General features: G+C 43.5%; 22 protein-coding genes and 2 pseudogenes. 11 read left to right on the plus strand and 13 right to left on the minus strand.

The genetic code is table 11. The features are described from left to right. The first annotated feature begins 127 nt into the window (after positions 1 to 127). Positions 128 to 1345, plus strand: coding sequence for a glucose-1-phosphate adenylyltransferase (glgC, locus tag KW548_24405; protein ID QXX08714.1), 1218 nt, complete (start codon positions 128 to 130; stop codon positions 1343 to 1345). Between the two features lie 166 nt (positions 1346 to 1511). Here the strand turns inward: glgC and KW548_24410 are convergent, their stop codons facing one another. Further along, positions 1512 to 2399 carry an AraC family transcriptional regulator gene (locus KW548_24410; GenBank protein QXX08715.1) on the minus strand — a complete coding sequence of 296 codons (888 nt, stop codon included), beginning with the start codon at positions 2397 to 2399 and terminating at the stop codon, positions 1512 to 1514. Between the two features lie 185 nt (positions 2400 to 2584). Between KW548_24410 and KW548_24415 the strand changes: the two genes are divergently transcribed. Beyond that, the gene (locus tag KW548_24415) at positions 2585 to 3733 is read left to right on the plus strand and encodes an iron-containing alcohol dehydrogenase (GenBank protein ID QXX08716.1); all 1149 of its coding nucleotides are present in this window, start codon (positions 2585 to 2587) and stop codon (positions 3731 to 3733) included. 151 nt (positions 3734 to 3884) lie between these two features. Here KW548_24415 and KW548_24420 read toward each other — a convergent pair whose 3' ends face one another. Both KW548_24420 and torS read right to left on the minus strand, forming a co-directional pair. After that, on the minus strand, positions 3885 to 4379 hold the full coding sequence (locus KW548_24420; GenBank protein ID QXX08717.1) for a GNAT family N-acetyltransferase: 495 nt from the start codon (positions 4377 to 4379) through the stop codon (positions 3885 to 3887). Between the two features lie 37 nt (positions 4380 to 4416). Beyond that, positions 4417 to 7290: a TMAO reductase system sensor histidine kinase/response regulator TorS gene (torS, locus tag KW548_24425; GenBank protein ID QXX08718.1), complete on the minus strand. Its 2874-nt coding sequence runs from the start codon at positions 7288 to 7290 to the stop codon at positions 4417 to 4419. An 80-nt stretch (positions 7291 to 7370) separates the two neighbouring features. On the opposite strand from torS, the gene torT reads away from it, so the two are divergent. The 4 genes from torT (at position 7371) to KW548_24445 (ending at position 9986) form a co-directional block, all read left to right on the plus strand. Beyond that, entirely contained in the window at positions 7371 to 8372 is a 1002-nt protein-coding gene (gene torT / locus KW548_24430) for a TMAO reductase system periplasmic protein TorT (protein ID QXX08719.1), read from the plus strand. A gap of 22 nt (positions 8373 to 8394) precedes the next feature. Beyond that, positions 8395 to 8850: a methylglyoxal synthase gene (locus KW548_24435; GenBank protein ID QXX08720.1), complete on the plus strand. Its 456-nt coding sequence runs from the start codon at positions 8395 to 8397 to the stop codon at positions 8848 to 8850. Positions 8851 to 8911: 61 nt separating this feature from the next. Next, positions 8912 to 9550, plus strand: coding sequence for a bifunctional 4-hydroxy-2-oxoglutarate aldolase/2-dehydro-3-deoxy-phosphogluconate aldolase (locus KW548_24440; GenBank protein ID QXX08721.1), 639 nt, complete (start codon positions 8912 to 8914; stop codon positions 9548 to 9550). A gap of 238 nt (positions 9551 to 9788) precedes the next feature. Beyond that, the gene (locus tag KW548_24445; protein ID QXX08722.1) at positions 9789 to 9986 is read left to right on the plus strand and encodes a hypothetical protein; all 198 of its coding nucleotides are present in this window, start codon (positions 9789 to 9791) and stop codon (positions 9984 to 9986) included. Positions 9987 to 9995: 9 nt separating this feature from the next. Here KW548_24445 and KW548_24450 read toward each other — a convergent pair. Further along, positions 9996 to 10642: pseudogene (locus KW548_24450) on the minus strand (HAD-IA family hydrolase). Between the two features lie 242 nt (positions 10643 to 10884). After that, positions 10885 to 11385: a flavodoxin gene (locus tag KW548_24455; protein QXX08723.1), complete on the minus strand. Its 501-nt coding sequence runs from the start codon at positions 11383 to 11385 to the stop codon at positions 10885 to 10887. A gap of 147 nt (positions 11386 to 11532) precedes the next feature. Here KW548_24455 and KW548_24460 point away from each other — a divergent pair, with 147 nt between their 5' ends. After that, positions 11533 to 12003, plus strand: coding sequence for a CreA family protein (locus KW548_24460; protein ID QXX08724.1), 471 nt, complete (start codon positions 11533 to 11535; stop codon positions 12001 to 12003). A gap of 109 nt (positions 12004 to 12112) precedes the next feature. After that, positions 12113 to 13417, plus strand: coding sequence for an inosine/guanosine kinase (locus KW548_24465; GenBank protein ID QXX08725.1), 1305 nt, complete (start codon positions 12113 to 12115; stop codon positions 13415 to 13417). A gap of 38 nt (positions 13418 to 13455) precedes the next feature. Here the strand turns inward: KW548_24465 and KW548_24470 are convergent, their stop codons facing one another. Beyond that, on the minus strand, positions 13456 to 14082 hold the full coding sequence (locus KW548_24470) for a beta-phosphoglucomutase family hydrolase (protein ID QXX08726.1): 627 nt from the start codon (positions 14080 to 14082) through the stop codon (positions 13456 to 13458). Positions 14083 to 14197: 115 nt separating this feature from the next. On the opposite strand from KW548_24470, the gene KW548_24475 reads away from it, so the two are divergent. After that, the gene (locus KW548_24475; GenBank protein ID QXX08727.1) at positions 14198 to 15961 is read left to right on the plus strand and encodes a methyl-accepting chemotaxis protein; all 1764 of its coding nucleotides are present in this window, start codon (positions 14198 to 14200) and stop codon (positions 15959 to 15961) included. A 42-nt stretch (positions 15962 to 16003) separates the two neighbouring features. Here the strand turns inward: KW548_24475 and dsdC are convergent, their stop codons facing one another. Further along, entirely contained in the window at positions 16004 to 16945 is a 942-nt protein-coding gene (gene dsdC / locus KW548_24480; protein QXX08728.1) for a DNA-binding transcriptional regulator DsdC, read from the minus strand. Positions 16946 to 17117: 172 nt separating this feature from the next. Between dsdC and KW548_24485 the strand changes: the two genes are divergently transcribed. Further along, positions 17118 to 18425 (plus strand): D-serine ammonia-lyase, encoded by a 1308-nt coding sequence (locus tag KW548_24485; GenBank protein QXX08729.1) that lies wholly within the window; start codon positions 17118 to 17120, stop codon positions 18423 to 18425. A gap of 244 nt (positions 18426 to 18669) precedes the next feature. Here the strand turns inward: KW548_24485 and KW548_24490 are convergent, their stop codons facing one another. Next, on the minus strand, positions 18670 to 19230 hold the full coding sequence (locus KW548_24490) for a GNAT family N-acetyltransferase (protein ID QXX08730.1): 561 nt from the start codon (positions 19228 to 19230) through the stop codon (positions 18670 to 18672). A gap of 266 nt (positions 19231 to 19496) precedes the next feature. Between KW548_24490 and KW548_24495 the strand changes: the two are divergent. After that, positions 19497 to 20623, plus strand: a pseudogene (locus tag KW548_24495) (fatty acid desaturase). 572 nt (positions 20624 to 21195) lie between these two features. On the opposite strand, the gene KW548_24500 reads toward KW548_24495, so the two are convergent. The 5 genes from KW548_24500 to KW548_24520 form a co-directional block, all read right to left on the minus strand. Further along, complete coding sequence (locus tag KW548_24500; protein QXX08731.1) at positions 21196 to 21969, minus strand: transporter substrate-binding domain-containing protein; 774 nt, start codon at positions 21967 to 21969, stop codon at positions 21196 to 21198. A 220-nt stretch (positions 21970 to 22189) separates the two neighbouring features. Next, positions 22190 to 22603, minus strand: coding sequence for a GFA family protein (locus KW548_24505; GenBank protein QXX08732.1), 414 nt, complete (start codon positions 22601 to 22603; stop codon positions 22190 to 22192). Positions 22604 to 22622: 19 nt separating this feature from the next. Beyond that, positions 22623 to 23018: a GFA family protein gene (locus tag KW548_24510; protein QXX08733.1), complete on the minus strand. Its 396-nt coding sequence runs from the start codon at positions 23016 to 23018 to the stop codon at positions 22623 to 22625. 10 nt (positions 23019 to 23028) lie between these two features. After that, on the minus strand, positions 23029 to 23535 hold the full coding sequence (locus KW548_24515) for a GNAT family N-acetyltransferase (protein QXX09524.1): 507 nt from the start codon (positions 23533 to 23535) through the stop codon (positions 23029 to 23031). 132 nt (positions 23536 to 23667) lie between these two features. Further along, positions 23668 to 24930: a DEAD/DEAH box helicase gene (locus tag KW548_24520; protein ID QXX08734.1), complete on the minus strand. Its 1263-nt coding sequence runs from the start codon at positions 24928 to 24930 to the stop codon at positions 23668 to 23670. Between the last annotated feature and the right edge of the window lie 32 nt (positions 24931 to 24962).

The following is a 24962-nucleotide window of genomic DNA, read 5'->3' on the forward strand; positions in this document are numbered from 1 at the left end:
CCCACTTAAAAGACAAAGCCATCACATTTAGACGCAACGCACACAAATTCAATAAGTTGAATATTGGCTCGAAACTTGTACTAACTTTCTTAGAAGCAACGACACGCACTGATTCGGGGAGAAAGACATGCAAGACACATTAACGGTAGTTTTAGCTGGCGGAATGGGTTCACGGCTTAGCCCGTTAACTGACGATCGCGCTAAACCCGCTGTGCCCTTTGGCGGTAAGTATCGCATCATCGATTTTACGCTTACCAATTGCCTACACTCTGGTTTAAGAAAGATTCTTGTCTTAACTCAGTATAAATCCCACTCTCTACAAAAGCATTTACGTGATGGCTGGTCTATTTTTAACCCTGAACTTGGCGAGTTCATCTCTGTTGTACCACCACAAATGCGGGGCGGTGGTAAGTGGTATGAAGGCACAGCGGACGCAATCTATCACAACCTGTGGTTGCTATCGCGAAGTGACGCCAAATATGTTGTCGTACTATCGGGAGACCATATATACCGCATGGATTATGCTGCCATGCTTGAGGAACACAAACTAAATAATGCTAAGCTGACAATTGCCTGCATGGATGTGAGTCGAGAAGAAGCCACACAGTTTGGTGTCATGGATATAGACCAAAGCGGCATGATCACCTCGTTCGTTGAAAAACCTCAAAACCCTCCCACCATCCCTAGTAAACCTGATCGCAGTCTTGCATCAATGGGAATCTACATTTTTGATATGGACGTCCTTCGCAGTGCGCTGGACGACGACGCGGACTGCTCAGAATCGAGCCATGATTTTGGAAAGGATATTATTCCCAAGCTCATCGATACAAAGGGCGTATACGCTTATGATTTTTGCAATGATAAAGGACGAGTAGCCAAAGATTGTTACTGGCGAGATGTCGGCACATTGGATTCTTTTTATGAAGCTAATATGGATTTACTGGAACCCGTTCCGCCAATGAATCTTTACCAGCCTGATTGGGCAGTAAGGACCTATGAAGCTCAATGCCCCCCTGCTCGTACGGTCTCTTCCGCAACGGGAAATGAAGGTATTTTCATCAACTCGATCATTGCTAACGGCGTAATTAATTCAGGTGGGTCAGTACAACACTCTGTTGTTTCCCCCAATGTGCGAATTAATGACAGTGCAACGGTTGTCGACAGTATTCTCTTCGATGATGTTGAGGTAGGCGAAGGCAGTCAACTAGTTAACTGTATTATTGATAAGCATGTAAAAATCCCACCAAACACGCAGATTGGCTTAAATAAAATCGAAGATGCCAAAAGGTTCCATGTTTCACCAAAAGGTATTGTGGTCGTCCCAGAAAGTTATCAGTTTTTGTAAAAAAGCCCTCTCATTTTATGTAAGAGGGCTAGCATAAGAGACTGACTAGATCTCCTATAGGGGTATAACAAGAGCGATTTAGACCGCTCTTGTTACTCGGCTGAGTATGGCAATACTAACCCCTTAAAAAAACAGTAATTTTCTCAAGGAACCTTTCCTCTTTTTCTTAATTAAGCAGTTTCAAACCTGTCGGCGTCTCATTAAAGTGGCGCTTGTACTCGCGAGAAAACTGAGAAGCACTGTTATAGCCCACTAGCCTAGCCGCATCATTGACCTTTTTCCCTTCGAGCTGAATCAGTTCTTTGGCCTTATTTAAGCGTACTTTCTTAATATACTGGATAGGTGACTCAAGTGTGATCTGACGAAATGCACTGTGAAAAGCCGACATACTCATATTGGCCTCTTCCGCTAGGTGCTGTACTGAAAGCGACTCGCTGTAGTTTCGATGGACTTTATCCAACGCTTTGGCAACTCGGGCATATTTCCCTTCGTGGTGAGCTAAATCAAACAACACGTGCCCTTCACTGCTAGTTAACGCTCGATAAGCTAATTCCTCTTTTAGCGAGTCTCCTAACAAGGCTAGTTCTAGCGGATTGCATAGTGCCTGTATGATACGTTTACACACATCCAACATTGACGCTTCCATACTGACCGATCTCAACCCACACGTTTGCTGCAAGTTCTCTTTGCAAGGTGTAAAGCCTAAAGCTTCAAGTTTGTTCACCAAACGGTGCAGTAGTTGTGAGTCAATATCTATCGTCAGACCCAGTAAAGGTTGACCGTTAGTTGGGATTGCCTCACATTCAAGAGGCATAGGGACGCCCACCACTAGGTAGTCGTTAGGCCCGTATTGCACAGGCTGATCGCCAAGGTGAATATTTTTATTGCCTTGCCCCAAAACAATCACGCCAGATTGGTAAACAAAAGGTTGGCGTTTGTTTCCTTTACTGCTGCGATAAAACCAAACACCGTCTAGTTGGGTTTCCCTCGCCCCTTCAAGATCGCTTAATTCATAGATATCAACATACTGTTGCATTAACTGAGCAAGTGTCATGTTATCTCCCAATTTTTCTATCAGCATATACAAAAAGTAGGATTAGGCAACAAAAACAGAGGATTCGATATTTTTAAAACCATTTTTCAATACTAATATGCATTAAAACAGTCCAGTGCTTCGCATGACGAAGTGCTTAATCAGTCTGCCTTATCAGGCGATAAACTGAAGCAAGAGGAATGACAATGCAATTTACTTACGCTAACCCTACCCAAATCCTTTTTGGCCAAGGTCAAATCAGTTCTATCCAGTCATCTATTCAACCGACAGATAAAGTCTTAATCATCTACGGTGGTGGTTCGATAAAACGCAACGGCGTTTATGATCAAGTCTTGGACGCTCTAACAGGCCATGAGTGGGTTGAATTTTCAGGCGTTGAGCCAAACCCAACAAAAGAGACTCTTGATAAAGCCGTTGATATCGTAAAACAACAAGGCATTGATTTTATTCTCGCTGTTGGCGGCGGTTCAGTGATCGATGGTTCTAAGTATGTTGCGGCAGCATCTAAATACGACGGTGATGGCTGGGATATTCTGACAGGTAGCCACCCAGTGACACAAGCGACGCCAATCGGTGCTGTATTGACCCTTCCTGCGACAGGTTCAGAGTCAAACATGGGGGCGGTCATTACAAAAGCGGAAACACAAGACAAGCTCGCTTTCCTCAGTCCATTTGTACAGCCAAAGTTTGCCGTGATGGATCCTGATGTAATGAAAACACTACCAGAAAAACAGCTGGTCAACGGTATTGTCGACGCTTGGGTACATGTTTGTGAACAGTACTTAACCACTAACCATGGAGCAATGGTACAAGACGGCTATGCAGAAACTTTACTTCGCACATTGAAGAAACTGGGGGAAGAATTTGATAGTCGTGACGACGATGCGTGGCGCGCAAACCTGATGTGGTCGGCCAACCAAGCGCTAAACGGTTTAATAGGTAGTGGCGTTCCACAAGACTGGGCAACACACATGATCGGTCACGAGCTGACTGCTCTTTGGGGCGTTGACCATGCTCGCTCTCTGGCTATCGTGCAACCTTCGCTATTGCGCAATCAAATGACACACAAACGCGCCAAGTTAGAGCAAATGGGAACCAATGTATTTGGCTTAGAGTCAGGCGCTGACTTGGCGGAGCGAACGGTTGATGCCATTGAAAGCTTCTACCAAACCATGCATGTGCCTACACGCTTAACTGAGCACGGAAGCGATAAGCAAAATGCGATTGATTCCGTAGTGAATCAACTAGAGCTGCATGGTATGAAAGCGCTAGGTGAAAATCAGGCGATTACTCTCAAAGAAAGTCGTGAGATACTCACACAGGCTATTGCTTAGCCCACCCAGTTGGTACGCTAAAAAGCAGCAAAACGCTGCTTTTTAGCATTTGGATAAATAACAAATTTGGCGGCTTTCCCTAGCGTTCTCTTCCAGTTGGGTGGTGTGCAGTGCGACGCCTATACGCTGCCTCTATATCTAGGTATAACAATCAGATGTGAAAGCGATAAATCAAATCATCATAGAGCTTACCACCTATCTGATAGGCATTTTCTTCCCGTTCCATAAGCTCAAAACCAGCTTTTTCCAAGACTTTACATGAAGCAACATTACCATCAGTAACGATCGCATTAATGTTTTTAACCGTTGGAAAAAATTGTTTAATATGTTTTATCAAAGCCAAGAGTGATTCTGTCCCGATACCTTTGCCATGATATTCTGGAAGTAGTAGGTAGCCTATCTCTACAGAATCATCAGATTCGTCTTCAATACATAGCCCAGTCACACCAACGGCTCTCTGATTGACGCTATCAGTAATCACTAAACACAACCAATGGGCACTTCCCCATTGCCAAACAGGAAGTCGTGATTCAAAACGTTGGCGAATGTCATCCAACTCAGGTTGATCAAAGGCGTAACGTATTACATCCTCCTCTTGATGTAAGCGAAGAAATAGAGGCCAGTCGGTTTCTTTAATCTGACACATCAAAAGTCGGGGGAGGCAATTTCTATCATAATTATACCTAGTCAACCAGTTCATTTAGTGCCTGTTTTGAATCTTCAATGAGGGCCTGGAGCTTCGTCCGAGCCGCCAAATACTCGGCGATGGGCTGTGTTGAACTTTCAATCCTCAAACACACATCCGATAATGCTAGCAGACCCAAGCTTCCTGCTGAACCCTTCAATTTATGCGCGAGTTGTTTTATTTGATTCGCGTCATTATGCTCAACGGCAGTTTGCATAAGATGCATCGTTTCATCGGCGCCTTCATCGAACAAGTTAATGATTTTTTTCATTTTATCATTCCCTAAAACTAGACTGTCTCGACGAACAATGCTCGGGTCCAGAACCAATGAAGGGGCGCCTTGCGTTTGTTTACCGGCTGTTTGAGCAAGCGATAACTGGTGTCCTTTGATACTGTCTTGTATCAGACTACAAAGCGCATCCTTGTCTAATGGTTTGGGTAGATATCCATCGAACCCTGCAGAAAGATAGCTCTCGACCTCTTCGTTATACACATGAGCAGAAACGGCAACCATTGGAGTGACACTGTCACTCCTCAAGCTTTTTAGCTTATCCAACAACTCAATACCATTACAATCCGGTAAGTTAATGTCGAGCAGCGCAATATCAAAGTCACACTCAGAGTACAACTTTTGGGCAGACTCTCCATCTGGGGCAATAACAACCTCGTGTCCCAAACTCTTTAGGAACCCTTCAGCGACCATGCAGTTTATTGGATTGTCTTCAACTAGCAAAACTTTGGCGGCATGGAGAGCGCGTAAACTCGGCGCTTTTACGGACACTTTTGACCCTTGGCTTAAAGGTATACTAAAACTAAAGCGGCTTCCCTGACCGACCTCTGAGTCTAGTGTCAGAATCCCTTTCATGGCTTCGACGATACGTTTGCTAATAGCTAGCCCAAGGCCAGTTCCACCTTTAGCACCAATCCCACCTGATGCCTGAGTGAATGCCTCAAATAAGTTCTCTTGTTCTTGTTCACTGATACCAATGCCAGTGTCTGAAACGTCAAACAACACATTTCCTCGCACCTCAGGATCGTTGGTGATATAGATATCAACATGCCCTTGATCGGTAAACTTAACGGCGTTTCCTACCAGATTGGTGAGTACCTGACTAATCCGAGTGACATCACCATAGAGGAATTTATGCACATCACTTTCTATGAGGACACTAATGTCGATTTCTTTTTCCGTTGCGCGCCCTACAAAGAGTTGTTTCACGTCGTTAACCATGTCATACAAGCTAAAGTCAACCGCTCTTATCTCTAGGTGCCCCGCTTCGATTTTGGAATAGTCGAGGACATCATTGAGGATAGCCAGTAGTGTCGTACCACTTCGGTTTATCACGTCCACGAAGTGCGCTTGCTGCTTATTCAAATCTGTCTCTTTTAACAGTCTTGCGGTTCCAAGTACGCCATTCATCGGTGTACGAATTTCATGACTCATGGTTGCAAGGAAAGCTGATTTAGCGCGACTGGCTTGCTCAGCCTGTCTCCGTGCCTTGGCATGATTTAACACCGCATGATTGAGGCGCTCGTTGGTGTCTTGTAGCTGATATGTCCGCTCTGTAACGAGCTCTTCGAGGTGCTCTTTATGTTGTTGCAATTCATGTTTGGCTGTAGCTTCACTTTCGGCAACCACTTGTAGCGCCTGAGCCGTGTTTCTGGCAGTAATAATAGCTTGCCCCATATGGGCAAGTTCGTCACTACCCTTGACTGCAACATCAACGTTCAACTGACCTTGCGCAATAGAAAGCAATGCAGACGAGTACTCTGCTAAGCGCTTGAGGACAGAAAGATAGACAACTTTCCAAACGATAAAGATAGCAGTCAACATACCGAGTACAGTAATAATGGTCAGGCTGAGTTGAGCGTATTTAAGTGTCGTCTTCAACTCATCAACTGCATCTGTGGTTGCTTGGTTTGAGTGATCCACCAGTTTGTTAACCGTCGTATTCAATGCTGTTAGTTGGGTTAGTGTGTCTTGCATCAGCTGTTGGGCTGATTTTTCATTGGAGTAACGTTGCAATAACACGTCAAAAACCACCTTGCCCTGCTCTAAATTGTCAAGTAATTCGACCATCTGAATAGAGCGCGTAGGATCTTCCACTGATTTGACACGACGCTTCATGATTTCAAGGTTGTCACTGAATTCTTCTCTCACCGTATGAAGTCGGTCAATGTCAGAGATCGTGCGTGTTTCTTCAATATGGTTGAGCATTTTGAATGCTAATAAGTGCAATTCATGTAGGCGCTCGGCTAGGTCTAAATCGACTTCAACTAAGGTGTCCAGAGCCTGATAGGCTTGCTCTGTGCGTTGCTTCTCCAACAAATCATAAATATGAGTGACATTCGCGATGGCAATAGTACTGGTATTTGAAACCTGTGTACGCGTCAAGACCTCTAGTTCAGAGGCTTGCTCTCGAAGTTCCCCCGTCCGCGTGCCCAATTCTTTTTCCAGAACCAGTCTCTTCTCTACAACGATACCTAGCTCGACCAAAGTATCGATTACGGTTTGAACGTCAACTTCTAGCGTGCTTAACAGTTTGGAATCAAAAGAGTCTGAACCCAGCTGTTTAATATGTTGAAGTAAACTTTCCAACTGAGAGAACAATTCTTTACCCGACTTTTGGCGCTGAAGTTCGGATTTAGAATTTGAGAGAGTTTGCACAGAAGCAATGATTCGTGAACTCAGTTCAGACACTTGTCTAGCTTCAATCATGGAAGGGATAGCGGAATTCACAACATTCCTTTCTGTCTTCGCAACCGAGGAAAAGCCGAACACACCAATCAAGGCGGAAATCAGTACTAGCAGCGCCATTGCGAGAAAAGCAAACAGCAACTTCCGACCAATACTGGCTTTAGCAAGTAACATTAAGTAATTACACTTCTTTGCACTGTGGGAATACGCTATATTTTGCAGTGTTTATGTAACGATTACCAACGATATACATCATGCTTCCAGCTTTCTCCCTAATAAGACTGTTTATAATGGCCATTGCGGTGTGCTCGTTCATACCGGCTTCTTTGTCTGCCGCTGAAGGACCTCTAAGACTGTGCGCGCTTTACCCCCACCTTAAAGACTCTTATTGGCTTTCCGTTAATTATGGCATGGTAGACGAGGCTAAAAAGCTTGGGGTTGATTTGAAAGTATTTGAAGCCGGCGGGTACCCAAATCAGGCTAAACAAAAAGAACAACTTGAAAACTGCCAGCGGTGGAAAGCGGACGCCATTATCTTGGGCACAGTCGCTCCTGATCTGTATATGAACAGTTTGCGCCAATTCGCAGTTGATACTCCTGTTTTTGCCAGTGTTAATGAACTGATTTTGGGTAGTCACTCAAGAAAACAGCTCAAAGGCGAAGTTGGCGTCGATTGGTATTGGATGGGCTATTACACAGGGCAATATTTGAAAGATAAACATCCTCTAGGCTCCGGGACTAAAAATATTGTTTTACTCCCCGGTCCGGATTCTAGCGGTGGCACTAAGCCTGTTATCCGTGGTTTTCTCACTGCTATTGAAGACAGTGATATTCAGATTGTTGAAACCTACTGGGCAGATAATGACAAGGAGCTTCAGCGAAATCTTGTTCAGCAATCTATCGAGCGCGAAGACCTAGACTATATAGTTGGTAGTGCTGTAGCGATTGAAGCGGCGATCAGCGAATTAAGGACAGTGGGAAAAACGGATCAGATCGGACTCATATCAACCTACCTCAGTCACGGCGTTTACCGCGGACTGCTGAGAAATCGCGTGGAATTTGCGCCTACTGACAAAATGGTTAAACAAGGTCGATTATCTGTAAAACAAGCGGTAAGCTATCTAAAAGGTCAACCTTACGAGAAAAGTGAAGCTCCGAGCATTGAGGCACTGACACCTGAAAACTTAAAACCTCAGGTGATATCGGATTCTTTGTCTCCATCAGAGTATCGACCCACATTTTACGTCAATAATTAGAGATATCAGGGAACAATCTAGAATGCAGAAAACAACTCGCACTATGCCTGCACACAAACATGTTGCTCTTGTTGCGCATGATAACTGTAAACCAGAGCTACTTCGCTGGGTTACTGAGCACAAAGAGAAGCTTCAGCGCCATTTTCTGTACGCGACAGGCACAACAGGCTCTATGCTGAGTAAAGAAACAGGCCTAGCGATAAAGAGCATGATTTCCGGACCGATGGGCGGTGACCAACAACTTGGTGCTCTGATTTCGGAAGGAAAAATCGATATGCTTATCTTCTTCTGGGATCCACTCAATGCTGTGCCGCATGATCCTGATGTAAAGGCCCTACTCCGTATCGCCAGTGTTTGGAACATCCCAGTCGCCACAAACCGCGCAACGGCAAACTTCCTAATCGAGTCTGACTTAATCGAATCTGAAGTCGACATAGAAATCCCAGATTACGAAGCATATTTAGCTGAGCGTACTTAAACATGACAACAATACTCCAAAGAGACATAGGCTCGTTAACTCCACTACATAAGGTGTATCCATGTCAATGATTAGCGAACAACTACGAAATCTTAAAGTCATCCCAGTGATAGCAATAGACAATGCAGAAGATATTGTGCATCTTGGCAAGGTTTTAGTGGAAAATGGGTTGCCCGCGGCAGAAATTACATTCAGATCTGATGCGGCGATTGAAGCCATTCGTTTATTGAGAGAATCTCAGCCAAACATGTTGATTGGGGCTGGAACTGTACTCAATAGAGAACAGGCAGTAGCGGCGAAAGAAGCAGGGGCTACTTTCATCGTTTCACCAGGATTAAACCCCAATACAGTCAAAGCGTGCCAACAGATTGGTATTGACATTATTCCTGGTGTGAACAACCCAAGTACCATCGAAGCCGCCTTAGAGCTTGGTTTAACGACGCTCAAGTTTTTCCCTGCTGAAGCATCTGGTGGTGTAAATATGGTCAAATCTCTATTGGCACCCTATGCGGATATTCAGCTCATGCCTACTGGTGGAATCAACTCAAAGAATATTAGAGATTACCTCTCTATCCCTCGCGTTCTGGCGTGTGGCGGGACTTGGATGGTTGACAAGCGGTTAATTGAAGAAAAAAACTGGCCAGAGTTGGCGAACCTTACGCGCGAAGCTGTGGAACTGGTAAACAATATCGACCGCTAAATAAAACTCCTCTTAGATCGAGGAATTGCTCTTGTTTGACACTTTTTGAACTCTAGTCCGAGATGGGTATCGGCTTTGATAATTTTATGAGTCGACTCCCATTGTTTATGAAAACTCGTTAAACTGGCTATATTCAAACGATTATTTAACTAGAATAGCGTTGCACAGGCGTGTTCTAGTTTATTCACAGAAAAAGAGCGTTAGTTATATAATTTGGCCGTTGCCAGCTGGAGCTTTCATGGAATCGAGACAAGACGAAAAAATACTTTGTTGTCCTTTATGCGGCAGCGAAGAATATCTGTTGTCAGAAACAGGCAGTATGTTGTGTGCTCAATGTGGAACATTTTTCGAAGATATTGAACAAGCGGTTGCCTTACAACCTATTGTGACGACCAACAAGCTAGATACAACAGTGACGAATCAATACACTCATTGATTTCAATTACTAAACCAGAGCCTCTAGGTCTTTCAGCGTTCTGATTCTCAAAACTTTATCGGAATGGACCTTATCATTAAGCCCCACTAGGTGAATCGTCTTCACCCCAGCTCTAATACCTGCTTCCAAACCTTTGGGCGTATCATCAACATATATGCATTCGTTAAGGCGAAAACCCATATTCATAGCACTGTAGTGTACTAAGTCAGGATCAGGCTTCCAACTATTCGTATCAAACGCTGAAAAGATCTTACCTTCGAAATAAGGCAACAAACCCGTAATTTGTAGCGTTTTCTCGATTTTTGTCTTGGGTCCATTTGAAGCGACACAATATTCAATCCCTTTCGCCTCTAGGTAGCTAATCACTTCAAATACACCGTCCATTGGCTTAAGATGAGCCTCAAAAAGCTTCTCTAACACTTGACGATATATGGGTTCTAGTTCGTCCAGTGAAACATTAAGACCGAGTCTATCACGCATATCAGTAAGAATATCAGCCAGCTTCCCCCCTCAAAATGCTCTATTGCCATGTCTAAAGACAGATGAACATCATATCGATTGAACACATCACACAAAGCCTGACAACAAAGTTTCTCACTGTCCACCAAGGTGCCGTCACAATCGAATATCACACACTGAGTTTGAGGTTTGCCCATCCTATCTTCCTTTTATCATGCACTAGGTAAAATATTATTCCAGGTCATCGATATTGGAATGATGGGGTTAACACTTCGATTAAATGTCACTGAGTTGATGATAAAAACACCAAGTCTGTCACTAATTCACGCGCTAATTGTATGAATTTAATAATAATGACATAAAGCTAAGTAGTAGAACAACGAACATGAGAGTTGAGATATTCAAAAGGGAAGCATCTCACCGAGGGTAGACATCGAAATTAAGATTCAATGTAAATATCAGAGAATAGTGTTGACTCAATGCTTTGATGACTCAATAAAGAGGCGATAAACGCTTCACGTTCGCTGCCTAATGTGACGATATCAGAAATCAGCAGGGTATTTTGCTGTTTAGTCACAATAGCTGAAGCGGCAGGCTCACCATTTAGGAAAGCGATATAAAGATCACAAGGCTCAGAGAATATGATCTGACTAAGAAACTCGACAATAAGCTTTTGCTCATGATGCTTATCCCACCTTTTTGACTGCAATAAAGCAAACATTACTGTCAACCGATGAAAGTCCACTTTATATATATCGAGAGTGCGAGATTCTTCGTGTGACTCCGATTCATGACTTAATTTTCTGACCTCACAAGCAGCACTCTTCTCTAAAAATAGTGCTCTGCCTAAAAGACTTTCCTGGGTCGGAAACTCCACATCTACGTGCTGACTTAGCCATTGATTCTTGGCGACGATAATTGAATTAGCACTTTCGCTCATATAGATCATTACTGCTTTTTTCTTAATTAACGTGAAGCTTAGCGATAACGATCTGATGTCTCAAGTATTTTGGAAGATATCTTCTTATATCTGTGTCAAACTAGAGTCATTCAAAGACAGAATTAAATTATTGGGACAAACAACAATATGCTAAAACAAGTCGCGATCGTATCATTGCTTGCGTTGGGATTAACGGCCTGTGACAACACAGAAGTTGGCGATGTCAGCCTCGGCTTATTCACGATGAAAGACATCAAACTGAATCACCTTAAAGATCCGGTTGTCACTGGCGTGACCTGCCATATAGCGTCTATTGAAGCAGATTTTAGTCTTGCTGATCCAAGTGATAGCTCAATTTCTTGCCGTCAAACAGGAGAAATCACCCCAGAAATGATTGCTGAAATTGATCAATCCAAAAACGGAGAAGTGGTGTTCAAGAAATCAAAAAGTATTTTCTTTAAAAGCATGAAGGTACGTAGGATTTTGGATGTCGAAAACCAAACTTTAATGTATTTGTCCTACTCTACCAAAGAAACATCAGGCAGCTTCAAACATAGCCTTTCGACGGTACCGCTCTGGGGCACAAAAGCCTACGGAGCATCGACGACCGAGAAGTAGATGGAAGAAGAGCCAACTCTCTCTGGTTGGCTCTTTTATGAAATAAAAATGAAAGCAATCTTTCATTGGTGTGATATGATGCGCGAAAATTTCCAACTACACTCAAAAAATGAAGTTTCCTGGACAGCGCAAATCTAAGCACTACTTCCCTACTCACGCCCGTGATCCACTTGTCAACCAGATGAAGCAAACGCCAAAGCTTTACCGACCTATCATTGTCGGTGTTGGTCAAACAATTGTGGATATCGAAGCTCGTGTGGATGACGACTTCCTAGCTAAATACGACTTGAGTAAAGGACATTCTCTGGTCTTAGAAGAAAGCAAAGCGGACGCGCTGTATAAAGAGCTGGTAGAGCGTGAACTAATCACTCATCAATACCCCGGTGATACCATAGGTAATACGCTTCACAACTATTCGGTATTGGCAGATAGTAAGTCTGTGTTGCTAGGCGTCATGTCTAAGAACATTGAAGTTGGTTCTTTTGCTTACCGCTATCTATGTCGTACTTCTTCTCGTATGAACTTAAACCATCTTCAAATGGTCGAAGGTTCAATTGGCCGTTGTTACACCTTAATCTCAGAAAATGGTGAGCGTACGTTTGCCATTAATGAAGGCCATATGAATAAGCTGCGTCCGGATAGTATTCCTGAAGACGTCTTTGATAAAGCCTCTGCTTTGGTCGTATCTTCCTATCTGATGCGTGGTAATCCTGAGGACCCAATGCCGCAAGCGGTTGCTCGCGCTATCGAGATTGCCAAGTCGAAAAATGTACCTGTTGTGCTGACTCTTGGCACAAAATGGGTCATCGAAGGCAATGCTGAATGGTGGCAAAACTACATTAAGGAAAACATTTCTATCGTTGCTATGAACGAAGAGGAAGGTGAAGCACTTACCGGTGAAAAAGATCCTCTTCTTGCTGCCGATAAAGCATTGGAATGGGTTGATCTGGTATTGTGTACATCTGGCCCAGTGGGTCTTTATATGGCTGGCTACACTGAAGAGTCAGTAAAGCGTACCACTGAGCTTCCATTGCTGCCGGGTAACATTCCAGAGTTCAATAAGTACGAATTTAGTCGAGCCATGCGTAAAAGTGACTGTGCAACACCAGTCAAAGTATACTCCCACATTGGCCCATACTTAGGTGGACCATTAGAAATTAAGAATACCAACGGCGCTGGAGACGCGGCACTGTCGGCACTTTTGCATGATATGGCAGCCAATAGCCACCACCAAGTAAACGTGCCAAACTCATCTAAGCATGATCAGCCTTACCTGACGTATTCTTCTTTGTCTCAGATCTGTAAATACGCAAACCGAGTCAGTTACGAAGTGTTAACTCAGCACTCCCCTCGTCTAAGCCGCGCACTGCCAGAACGCGAAGATAGCCTTGAAGAGACATACTGGGACAGATAACAAACTAATAGAGCCGCCGTCATGCGGCTCTATATTTATTAGTGTGGGCAGGGATAGAAAGCTAACCCACTTCCTTCAACCATGACACAGTCCATTTGAGCTGCGTGTGCAGCTTGCTTTCCTAACTCTGTATCTTCAAAGACAACGCACTCACTTGGTAACAAGTTAAGTTCTTGAGCTGCGATTAAAAATGTCTCTGGGTGAGGTTTGTGACGCTTGACATCTGTCGCCGTCACGACAGTATCCAGTTTGTCGAGGATCTGGCTTTCTGACAGCAGTCGCAAAGCGCTTTCGCGTTGACTTCCTGTCCCTACCGCAATTTTCTTTTTACCGTAAAAATGCGAGAGTACTTCATTGGTAGACTCTATTGGTCGTCCGAAATCCTCCAGTGCACCGAAGGTCTTCATCTTAAAGCAGGATACTGCCATGGGGTCTAGCGTCAAACCATATTTCTTATTGATTTCAGACGCTATTTTATAGCTTGGCATACCACCCAAGCTATGGAGCCATTCTTGTGCAAAAGGAAATCCAAACTCGATGGCTGTTGTCGCCCAAGCTTTCAGGTGTGCGGGCATGGTATCGATTAGGGTGCCGTCCATATCAAAGATGAAACCTTGATACCGCTCCAATTGTTTAAGTTTTATGATATTTGCCACATTAAACATTGCTATCATCCATAAAAATCTGGCCAGACCAGATTAATTGATATATCTATAAACAACAACTACTCTTCAAACAGAAGCCGATAAAACTAACCGCTCAATTAACTCAGGTAGTCTCATGAATATCAAGAACAAACTGTATTCATTAGGTGCAGTCGCTATTTTAGGGGTTGTCTCGTTACTTTTAACAACCTCTCATTTTGCCCAAACCACCAAGCAACTAAATAAAGCAAATTTACTCGTCGCTGAACTGGAAATTCGTCTTCTTAATCTCAGGAGAAACGAAAAGGATTTTCTTCTCAGGATGGACATGAAATACCTTGATAAATTTAACAAGAATATGGACATCTTTCTTGATCTCGAATCTGAACTCGCCCCTGTTCTAGAGGGTAATGATTTGCCTTCAAGCTCCCAGGTAAGGCAGGATATCGTCAGTTATCAAAACGGTTTTACCAATCTCGTCAATGCGTTCAATGCTCTAGGGCTCAAACCTGAAGTCAAAACCCTCGGTGCCTACAACACAGAGTTAAAGGCATTGAAACCGTCGTTGTCCAGCGAGCAGTTGGTTGACCTGTTCGAATTCGATAAGCATATTGCCAAAGGAGAGGTTCAAACCCAGTTACTTCCTAGCAACGCCAGCGAACTAATCGCTGCAGCGAATCAGGTTGTTGCTCAGAAGAAACTCATCGGCCTAAAGTATAACGAAGGCCTGCTCGGCGAAGCTCGTAGCCTCTCCCATGCGGTGGAGACACAGTTCAAAACCTTCGCAGCTGCACTCGACGAACAAAGTGAGACAACCAGAAAAGAGCTCACCTTGATTAAACAAGGGGTCAGTGTTGCTGTTATGGTCTTTATTCTCGGCTTTATTTTCCAAATTTCCCGATCAATAAACCAACAGGTCTCGGCCCTACTTTCCATTATTCAGGAGATCGCTCGCTCAAATAACGTTGCCCTCCGCGCTCAACTTTCAGGGAAAAATGAGCTCGTCGCGATCGGTAACTATTTCAACCGACTACTCGACAAACTAGAAGCGCTTATTTCTGGTACTCAATCCAAATCTTCAGACTTGTCACAAAGCACTCAAAGTATGCACGACGAGCTGCAAAGTGTCATTGAGCAATTTCATGTTCAAGCTGATCACACCTCTACGATGGCAACCTCGGTACAAGAAATGGTCGCGACCATTAATGAGATTTCCGAAAGCACAGCAGTCGCGGTTGAAGGCGTTCAGCAAGCGTCTGTCAATGCTCAGCATGGACGAGAAGTTGTAGAAGAAACAGTTAAAAATATCAGCCAGTTATCGCAAATCCTATCAGACAGCCAAGGCTCTATCAGCTCATTGAACGATCACGTTGATAAAATTGGCGACGCGGTCAATATCATCCAAGGCATTGCAGAGCAAACTAACTTATTAGCACTAAACGCGGCGATAGAGGCGGCACGCGCGGGTGAACAAGGGCGAGGTTTTGCGGTTGTTGCCGACGAAGTTCGAGCGCTTGCCAGCAGAACGCATCAATCGACGGAGGAGATCACAAAAGTTGTGACAGCCATTCAAACGCAAATGGCGACGGTAGTGACCAATATTGATCAATGTAACGATCAAGGCCAGCAAACACTTGGTGCTTCAGAAACACTGGATGAAAGTCTAGGTCAAATTATTACCGACATGACGAATATTCAGGCGAACTCCGAACGGATTGCATCTGCGATTGAAGAGCAAGGCATCGTTATGAACCAGGTCAGCGAGTCTATCACTGAACTGAATAGTATCTCGGAAGGGAACATGCACTCAGCGCAAAACTGCCTGACTGAAGTCGACAAAGTGTCTTTACAGGCAAGTGAGATGGACCAAGCTGTCGCCGAATTCCAAACATCTAAGTAGAGTGAAATACGCAGTTAAAAAGCGCTTTATCTAAAGCGCTTTTTATTTATACGTTTTCAGTTGGCCGCTCATCCAATCCACAAAACACTTCTGCTTAGCGGACAAGGTACTTTGCACCGCAATAAGATAATAGTAATACCCCGATTTAATCATTCGCTCTGGGAACGGCATCATCAGGTTGCCTCGTTCTATCTCCTGTTTTACCAAGCTCCATCTCCCCATCGCGATTCCTGCCCCATGCTTAGCTGCGCTTACCGCCAAGGTCGACTGATCAAATCCAATCGAACGACAATTTTTCAGTTCAAACTGAGTAAAATGTTCATGCCAATATTTCCATTCATCGAGCAAAGAATCAATGTGCCACGCCTGGTTATCATGCAATAGGGTGCAATTCGAAAGATCTTGCGTTTCATTATTTAAAGCATATTGCGAAGCATAATTTGGCGAGCATACAGGAACCATATGCTCTTCATTCAATTTTAGGCTCCAATTGGTATCAGGGGTGACATTGCTATAGTAAATAGCCAGATCAATGCCATGTCGATTTAAATCAAGTGTGTCGTTACCCGTGATCAATTTGAGGTCGATTGATGGGTAATGCTCACTGAAATCACATAGCCTTGGAACCAACCAGTCATGTGCAAACGATGGCCTAGAATACACAGTTAAACCACCCGATATATGACCGTTTTTTACCTGTTCGATGCTGTTATTAAGTTGCGACAAGGCTAACGTCACGGACATAAACAACTGCTCCCCATCAGAAGTCAGAGTCACCTTACGATGTTGACGTTCAAACAATTGAAGCTTTAGCTCATTCTCTAACTTGCTTATCTGATGAGACACCGCACTAGGGGTTAAACAAAGTTCATGTGCTGCCAAAGCGAAAGAACCCATACGAGCAGCGACCTCAAATGTATAAAGCTTTGAGAGCTGGAGAGCATTTAACTGAGTATTGAGGCGTGTGCTTATATCAATTTTCATTGCTTTAGGTTGATTTCGCTATACGTGAACAAATTTATCTTAAACCAACTCAATCTAGAACTCTCCCTTAATTTGAGTGAAACTGATTCATCTATAAGTGAGAATTGATCATTTGCCAGAGTTGCTGAACAAAGGTTTAATCAAACCATCACCTTTAAGCCGATGAAAGACTATGCGCCATCTAATAAAACAGTACCCTCTCATTGATACCCTTACTCAATTGGTAGAAACGAGCTGGTTTAATCCCTCCGTAACGACAACTCACATTGCCCTCCCATATGTAGGGCTGGGCAAAGCGGATACCGATGACGCCTCCGCACGCTTGAAACGTTTTGCGCCTTTCTTGGCTCACGTATTCCCTCAAACCAAAGACAGCAATGGCATTATTGAATCACCCATTCGTGAGATTTCTTCTATGAAATCAGCGTTGGAGGCCGAGTACCAAACCAACATTGCGGGTCAGTTGATGCTCAAAATGGATAGCCAACTACCTATTTCCGGTTCTATTAAAGCGCGCGGTGGGATTTATGAAGTGCTGACCCACGCAGAAAAACTGGCGTTTCAACATGGGCTGCTGAACGAGGACGACAATTATATAAATCTGAATAGACCTGAACTAAGAACCTTCTTCTCGCAATTTAGCATCGCTGTTGGGTCAACAGGTAATCTCGGGCTGTCTATTGGTATTATGAGCGCAAAACTTGGCTTTAATGTCACTGTGCACATGTCATCAGATGCCAGAGAGTGGAAAAAGGCCAAACTCCGTCAACATGGTGTCATCGTTCGAGAGTATGACAGTGATTATGGTGTCGCCGTTGAGCAAGGGCGTCTTGACGCAGAACAAGACCCGAACTGCTTTTTTATTGACGATGAGAACTCAAAAACGCTTTTTCTCGGTTATTCGGTGGCTGGAGAGAGAGTCAAAGCGCAGTTTGAAGAGATGAACATTCTAGTGGATGAAGAGCACCCTCTTTTTGTTTATTTACCTTGTGGGGTTGGTGGCGGCCCAGGAGGCGTTGCTTTTGGATTGAAACTCGCTTTTGGCGATCACGTACATTGTCTTTTTGCTGAGCCAACACATTCACCATGTATGATGTTGGGCGTTCACACAGGTTTGCATGATGAAATTTCAGTTCAGGATATTGGACTGGATAACGTCACGGCAGCAGATGGCCTAGCGGTTGGCCGAGCATCCGGTTTTGTAGGTAGAGCAATGGAACGAATGATAGATGGCTATTACACGGTGTCAGATGAAACCCTGTTCGCTCACCTTAAAAAACTCAATCAAACAGAAAACATCAAACTTGAGCCCTCCGCATTAGCCGGAATGAAGGGGCCAATCATCGTCTCGCAAGATCACGAATACTTAGTTAGGCTTGGTCTATCCGACACACAGCTTGAAAACGCCACTCATCTAGTTTGGGCGACAGGTGGAGGAATGGTACCAAAAGAGGAAATGGACAAGTATCTGGCCAAATAAACGACCAATGCCCTACTTTGTTGATAAGAAATAACGAGGGCTTGTTCAGCGACAACCAGTGGCGCTGTTAGGCCCTTCTGCCCCTAATTTTGCTCGACTAACAGAAATACCCCACCAGAACGTATGGATTAATCACGTTTCGTCTTAACACAGACCATTAGGTGAATGAAAAGGCTGATGCCAAATTGCCTAACGACCTTCTGGGTATGGTCCAAGAATTATCAGGAGAAAGGACCGCACTGTATCAATCTGTTACGACCTCTACCTGAATATGGCCACCGATACGTTCAAGTAGATCATCACCAGAGTTCCAGGCGTAAACCAATTCAGGAACCTGACTACCACAAGGCGCTTTCCACAAACGCTCTTGAGCCAGTTGACCACCAATGTGGTTGTAAAACTCTACGGCTTGTTGATTGTCCTTAATCACTTCTAAATATACGCCGTTGTCAGGGAAGTGTTGCGCAATCCACTTTGCCATTTCTGCAATCAATTTGACCCCCAGCCCTCTTCCACGATAATTCTCGTCAATGTGTAAAGCGTCGATAATGGTGCCTTTTTCAAAGTCATGATTACCAAAAGCACAAATGAATCCACATAGCAGTCCGCCTTCTTCCAGCAAAAGAACATGCTGGTTAAAAGGAGGGTTGATCAGCCGTGTTTGCCAGATAGCGAGTCGTTCATCCATCACATCATGGTTAAGATAGTCAGGGGCCAGTAAGCCTTGATAGAATTTCTTCCAGCTTTGAGCGTGTAGAGAAGCAATGCGTTCGTAGTCGCTATATTCAGCTACTTTTAATTCCATTTATAGTTCCTTATTACTTCCTGTAAGGATTGCGTATCTCTTCATACTATAAAACATTTAACTAAAAGCCAATCATACTAAAGAAAATTCAACATTATTTGCCACGGCTGCTCTGATACTCACGCAATGATGCTTATTGACCATTCGGTTTATAACTTCTAGCCGATTTATCCTTCATTGATCTCACACCACACTTAACTTTCATTTGACTTACACATGTACGCTGATATTCTGGCGCACAACTGTTAGCTGAATGGATAATTGACATGTCTGTAAAGGAAAAGCCACCGCTAATATGGCTAAATGTTACGCTTTTTCTCTCTAGTTTTATCGTCGCCGTTGTCATTGCTCCTTGGTATGGCTTTGAATTCGGATACGAGGCGGAGCATTGGCTTTGGCTGCTGATCACCTTTTCTTTTTGTAACCTTTCAATCACAGCGGGTTATCACCGCCTGTGGTCCCACAAAACATACGATGCCCATTGGTCTCTAAGATTACTTTTCGCTCTTGGTGGCGCATTTGCACTGCAAAACAGTGCGTTGCACTGGAGCTCTGATCACCGAGTTCATCACAAACATGTCGATAACAATGATAAAGACCCTTACTCTGCGAAACGTGGATTTTGGTTCTCCCACATTGGGTGGATGCTAAGACATTATAAGCCGGCCACTTATTCTGATTACGGCAACTGTCGCGATTTGCAGAAAGATAAAATCGTGATGTGGCAACATAAATACTACTTGCTACTAGCCATAGTGATGAACATTGGCCTCCCCTATTGCTCGGTGTGATTTATCAGGATATATGGGGAATGCTGCTTATGGTGTGTGTGGTTCGCTTAGTGCTGAGTCACCATTCGACATTTTTTATCAACTCACTCGCCCACATCTGGGGTTCACAGCCTTACACGGATAAAAATACGGCACGTGACAATGCCGTCCTAGCAGTATTCACTTTTGGTGAAGGTTACCATAACTATCATCATATCTTTGAGAACGATTATCGTAACGGTATTCATTGGTGGCAATACGATCCAACCAAGTGGCTAATCAAATCTTGTTCGTGGCTTGGGCTGACGAGAAAGCTCCGCGTTACGCCAAAGATGAAGATTGAAAAAGCGATGGCAAAGCAAGCGTTAGCGAAAGCGTCTCTGAACGTGAGTAAGCTTCCCAATGCATCACTGCTTAACGAAACGTTAAACAAGGAATTCGATGTGCTGATGAGTAAGATGTCAGACTATTATGAATTGAAGAAAGAAATCCTTGAGAGCAAGAAAAGCGATTTAGCAAAGAAGTATGAACATTCCGTGCTCAAAGTCCGCTACCATCAGATGAAGCAAGACTTCAAAGCACAACGACGAAGTTGGCAATTACTTGTTGCACGCTACGCGTAACATCAAAGCCACCTTTACTAGGTGGCTTTTTCATTCGTAACAGTGCGAATTTCTATTATACCAATGCCAGACCAGTACTTACTGTTCACAAAAGCCGCTTTATGCTTGGCTAGCCAGCTGATAAACACACCACCATAAAATACTATTACAAATAGACAGGATCACTGTCGTTACTAATAGATGCTTAGCACTCATATTTCATACACAACAAACCACGCTATTTACCAACGCGTTTATCCATCACTTACAAACTATTGGCGAGCATTATAAACTGTATGTCTTAAAAATGGGACAATATAAGAAAAAAAGATTCATTTTGAGAGGGAGCTCTCTATAAAAACTCACATTTCTTAACCTCATGTCATTGATATATTTGACAAATAACTATAGAAAGTGAATTTATATCACAATTAAAAGCAACACAAATATCTATATTATTTATACCCTTCATAAAATGGATAATGTTATTTATATAATTATATCTACAAGAGATTGAAGCCAGTACATTCAATTTTAAACAAAAAAAACGGAAGTTGAACACTTCCGTTTTTTTTGTCAGTTTTAAGTATTATTTATTTAATAAATTCATTGACTATCTGGTCAATTTCTCCACTCTCTTTCATCTCAGACAGTATCTTATGATATTGAGTTTTAAAGCCCTCTTTGTATGGGAACTGACTACCATCAGTAACTATACCCAAGAAACCCTGCTCAGAACTTATCGTAGCGCCTTCAACAACACTTTGACCGTCATACTTACCTTCGTTTTGTAGCTTTTTCAGTTCCCACTGGATTGAAAGCGCATCATTCATGTAGCAATCAACGCGTCCGGCAATGAGTTTAAGCAGGTTTTTAGGCGTACCTTTTGTTTCGTTGAGCTTGATTTTACCCGCCTTCACTGCGGCTCTGAATTCATCGCCGCCCGCTGAGAAACCCGAATTGTTGCCTATCGTTAAACCCATGTAATCTCCTGGCCAATTGGGTTTCGGGCTACTTAACACCGATTTCTGGCAAACCACAACCAGCTTTTCGTCAAGTATAGGCACATCGTATTCCATATAAGGACGCTGCTCTGGGCGTTTATATGGTGGATAAAGAGCAAAGATCTTGCCACCTTCAATTTCTGATAGCCCTCTTTTCCATGGCACGCCTTTTATCGTCACATTGTAATCGGGCATTTTGGAAAAAATCCGTTCGAGAATAACGGTATAAATGCCTGTTACTCTACCGCTTTCAACGTACGAATAAGGAGGATATGAATCGTCACCATACACAGTGACATCACTTTTTGCCAAGACCGAGGAGGAAGCCATAACTGCGCACAGCAAAGTTAAGGTTTTTTTCATAGTAATAACTCCAAAAACTGTTCAATCAGCATAACGTTGTTGCTATCGGTAAGTAATAGTTCAAGCCCCCGCTAAGTCAAGCCACAGTTAACGTGATAGATCTTTGCTTATGACAAGAAAAACAAAATAAGTCATTAATATTAAAAGCTTTAATGGAGATAATTAAGTATTTAAAGACCAAATGTTGTGTATCAAAAAGGAGCCTGAACGGCTCCTAATATCAAGGTTGTTTGTCAAAACACTGAATATGTTTTGGAATTTGAACCCAATTCTGTTTTTCACTTAACCACAGATGTATCTCGGGCTCGAACATAGCACTATATTGTCGACCAACTGGCTTCAACTTCAACTTGATAGTAGCAGTATCATCTGGGTTATAGTGATAAATACGATTACCGCATTGGCCACAGAATTTGGCAATATTTTTGTTGCCACTGTCCGCTATACGTTGCCACTCATTCAACTTTCCCTGAAATTCAATATCTTCAGTCTTAACAATAGCTGTAACGCTGTACGGGCTAGTCGATAATTTCTGGCACTCTTGGCAGTGACATGCAACAACTTTTATCGGTGCTGCTTTAAGTTGATAGGAGAGTTGCCCACACTGGCAAGACGCTTTGATCGGAAATTCCATGATAACTCCTTACTAAGGTTCAACGATCCGCTGGATGATTGACACCATCATAAGTGACAACGTCACCCAAATCATAAGGATTAACGCCTTCTAAACACCCTACATTGTAGCCATATTCCGTTGGGTCTGAGCGTCGTTGGTGGTGCGTGTAAATACCGCATTCAGAGCAAAAGTAGTGCTTAGCCGTTCCTGTATTAAATTGGTAAAGCTTAAGCAACGCTTGGCCTTTAAGTATACGAATTCCGTCTAGTTTTACGGAAGCGACAATCGCCCCCTTTCTTCGGCAAATCGAACAGTCGCAGCGTCTTGGTTTATCGATCCCTTGTGGAAGGTGCAGCTCGATTTCAACACTTCCGCAGTGGCAGGTTGCTTTGTGGTATTCTTTGATTTGTGTTGTACCTACTTGCTTGATCATCCATTGCTCCTCAATTGATTAGTAACTGATACTCAATACAGTCAATCGGCTTTCCGTGCATTTCCGCGTAATTGTTTACTACTTTCATTGGCCGAAATCCGTTAGCCGTTAATACCTTCTGTGACGCCAAGTTTTCAGTGGATGCGTAAGCTACCAACTTTTCAACGCCCATTTTTTCAACAACTCGAATAATGTTTGAGACGGCAAATTTCGCAACACCACGGTTGGTGAAGGATTTCCCAACTCGATAGCCAATATGGGCAATTTTCCTGCGCTGGCTAATGTTAGAGACATTAACTCTGCCAAGAATCGCGCCGCTTTCATCAACGATTAACATTGGAACCAAAGTTTTCGCGGCAAACTCCAGTAGGAATACCTGAATGTGTTCTTTTACACCTTCAAGTGAATAGAAGTCTGTCTCACGCGGAGGGATATTGGCTTCAAACCATTCTCTGTTTTGAATCTCGAACTCAAGAAGTTTCTCAACATCACCTTCTTTGAGTAGCTCAAGCTGCATATCAAGTCCTTTATGAATAATGCCCGCGATCAATATATCGCTCAAATACAGTTAGTCCTATGTTTATATTGATAATTTGTTAATCACGCATAAAAAGAGCCGCATCTCTGCGGCTCTTAATAATTTGGCTAACTACTTCTTCTTGCCTCTATTCGCATGAATCTTGAGCTTCGCTTTCATCTTTCGTTTTTCCGAAGAGCGACTTTTTCGTCTTGCACCGCGCTCGCGTTCATTTTCAGTTGGCGCTTCAATACTCGGTTCAAAGCCCTGTAGCCACTCTTGTGGCAAACGAGCATCCAGGAGCCTCTCTATCGCTTCGAGCAAGTATTCTTCATCTTTACTCATCAGCGATACCGCCAGACCTTCTTGACCAGCTCGGCCAGTACGACCAATTCGATGAACGTAGTCTTCGGCTTTGTATGGCATATCAAAGTTAACCACCTGTTCTAGCTGATTAATATCCAACCCTCTCGCCGCTACATCGGTTGCAATCAACGCCCTAATTGTACCCAATTTAAAATCGTCTAATGCTTTCTGACGTGCACCTTGGCTTTTATCCCCATTGATCGACGCTGCTTTGATTCCATCAAGTTTAAGCTCCTTCGCAAGCGCATCGCTGCCCTGCTTAGTCTTGGTAAACACCAATACCTGCTGCCAGTTCCGTGAACCAATTAAGTAGGCAAGAAGTTCAGCTTTACGCTTTTTATCGACGGGGTAAACCATCTGTTTGACTGTCTCAGCCGTACTATTTGACGGCGTTACCTGAACCTCTACTGGCTCGTTCATCAATTTATGAGCAATGGCCTTGATGCGCTTATCAAATGTCGCAGAGAAGAACAAAGTCTGACGCTCAGGGTTGAGCTTTTTCAATATACGTTGGATATCTGGCATGAATCCCATATCTAGCATGCGATCGGCTTCATCCAGTACCAAGTAGCTGGTTTTTCTAAGATTGATGTTTTTGCAGTAGAGATGATCCAATAAACGTCCAGGGGTTGCGATCAATACGTCACAACCCTGCCTCAGATTTTGCGTCTGAACATTCATACTGGTGCCACCGTAAGCGGTCACAATTTTGATCTCAGTCGCACTCGCATAAGCCGTTAAGCTGTCGAAAACTTGCTGCGCCAACTCACGGGTAGGAACAACCACCAAGGCTAAGACATCATTTGATTGAAGATCTCGCGACGTTTCCTGATCAAGTAGCTTGTTGAGTAGTGGCAAGCCAAAGGCAGCGGTTTTCCCTGTTCCTGTCTGAGCGCCCGCCAGCAAATCTTTTCCTTCAAGTACGTGAGGAATGGCTTGCTCTTGAATAGGCGTTGGCGTGTCAAAACCTAATTTTTCTACAGTAGATGCAAGTGCTTGAGACAGGCCCAGATGTTGAAATGAAGACATGGTAACTTTCCAAATGAAACAGGGTCGCCGAT

This window comes from Vibrio neptunius (assembly GCA_019339365.1).
GTDB lineage: Bacteria > Pseudomonadota > Gammaproteobacteria > Enterobacterales > Vibrionaceae > Vibrio > Vibrio neptunius.

Coding starts and splice junctions, on each gene's coding strand:
- KW548_24500 (QXX08731.1), bottom strand. CDS start 21,969: ATGAAAAAAACCTTAACTTTGCTGTGCGCAGTTATGGCTTCCTCCTCG.
- KW548_24445 (QXX08722.1), top strand. CDS start 9,789: ATGGAATCGAGACAAGACGAAAAAATACTTTGTTGTCCTTTATGCGGC.
- KW548_24510 (QXX08733.1), bottom strand. CDS start 23,018: ATGATCAAGCAAGTAGGTACAACACAAATCAAAGAATACCACAAAGCA.
- KW548_24415 (QXX08716.1), top strand. CDS start 2,585: ATGCAATTTACTTACGCTAACCCTACCCAAATCCTTTTTGGCCAAGGT.
- KW548_24465 (QXX08725.1), top strand. CDS start 12,113: ATGAAGTTTCCTGGACAGCGCAAATCTAAGCACTACTTCCCTACTCAC.
- KW548_24435 (QXX08720.1), top strand. CDS start 8,395: ATGCAGAAAACAACTCGCACTATGCCTGCACACAAACATGTTGCTCTT.
- KW548_24505 (QXX08732.1), bottom strand. CDS start 22,603: ATGGAATTTCCGATCAAAGCGTCTTGCCAGTGTGGGCAACTCTCCTAT.
- KW548_24515 (QXX09524.1), bottom strand. CDS start 23,535: ATGCAGCTTGAGCTACTCAAAGAAGGTGATGTTGAGAAACTTCTTGAG.
- KW548_24520 (QXX08734.1), bottom strand. CDS start 24,930: ATGTCTTCATTTCAACATCTGGGCCTGTCTCAAGCACTTGCATCTACT.
- dsdC (QXX08728.1), bottom strand. CDS start 16,945: ATGAAAATTGATATAAGCACACGCCTCAATACTCAGTTAAATGCTCTC.
- KW548_24440 (QXX08721.1), top strand. CDS start 8,912: ATGTCAATGATTAGCGAACAACTACGAAATCTTAAAGTCATCCCAGTG.
- KW548_24460 (QXX08724.1), top strand. CDS start 11,533: ATGCTAAAACAAGTCGCGATCGTATCATTGCTTGCGTTGGGATTAACG.
- KW548_24475 (QXX08727.1), top strand. CDS start 14,198: ATGAATATCAAGAACAAACTGTATTCATTAGGTGCAGTCGCTATTTTA.
- torT (QXX08719.1), top strand. CDS start 7,371: ATGCTTCCAGCTTTCTCCCTAATAAGACTGTTTATAATGGCCATTGCG.
- KW548_24420 (QXX08717.1), bottom strand. CDS start 4,379: ATGTGTCAGATTAAAGAAACCGACTGGCCTCTATTTCTTCGCTTACAT.
- KW548_24455 (QXX08723.1), bottom strand. CDS start 11,385: ATGAGCGAAAGTGCTAATTCAATTATCGTCGCCAAGAATCAATGGCTA.
- glgC (QXX08714.1), top strand. CDS start 128: ATGCAAGACACATTAACGGTAGTTTTAGCTGGCGGAATGGGTTCACGG.
- KW548_24470 (QXX08726.1), bottom strand. CDS start 14,082: ATGTTTAATGTGGCAAATATCATAAAACTTAAACAATTGGAGCGGTAT.
- KW548_24485 (QXX08729.1), top strand. CDS start 17,118: ATGCGCCATCTAATAAAACAGTACCCTCTCATTGATACCCTTACTCAA.
- KW548_24410 (QXX08715.1), bottom strand. CDS start 2,399: ATGACACTTGCTCAGTTAATGCAACAGTATGTTGATATCTATGAATTA.
- torS (QXX08718.1), bottom strand. CDS start 7,290: ATGTTACTTGCTAAAGCCAGTATTGGTCGGAAGTTGCTGTTTGCTTTT.
- KW548_24490 (QXX08730.1), bottom strand. CDS start 19,230: ATGGAATTAAAAGTAGCTGAATATAGCGACTACGAACGCATTGCTTCT.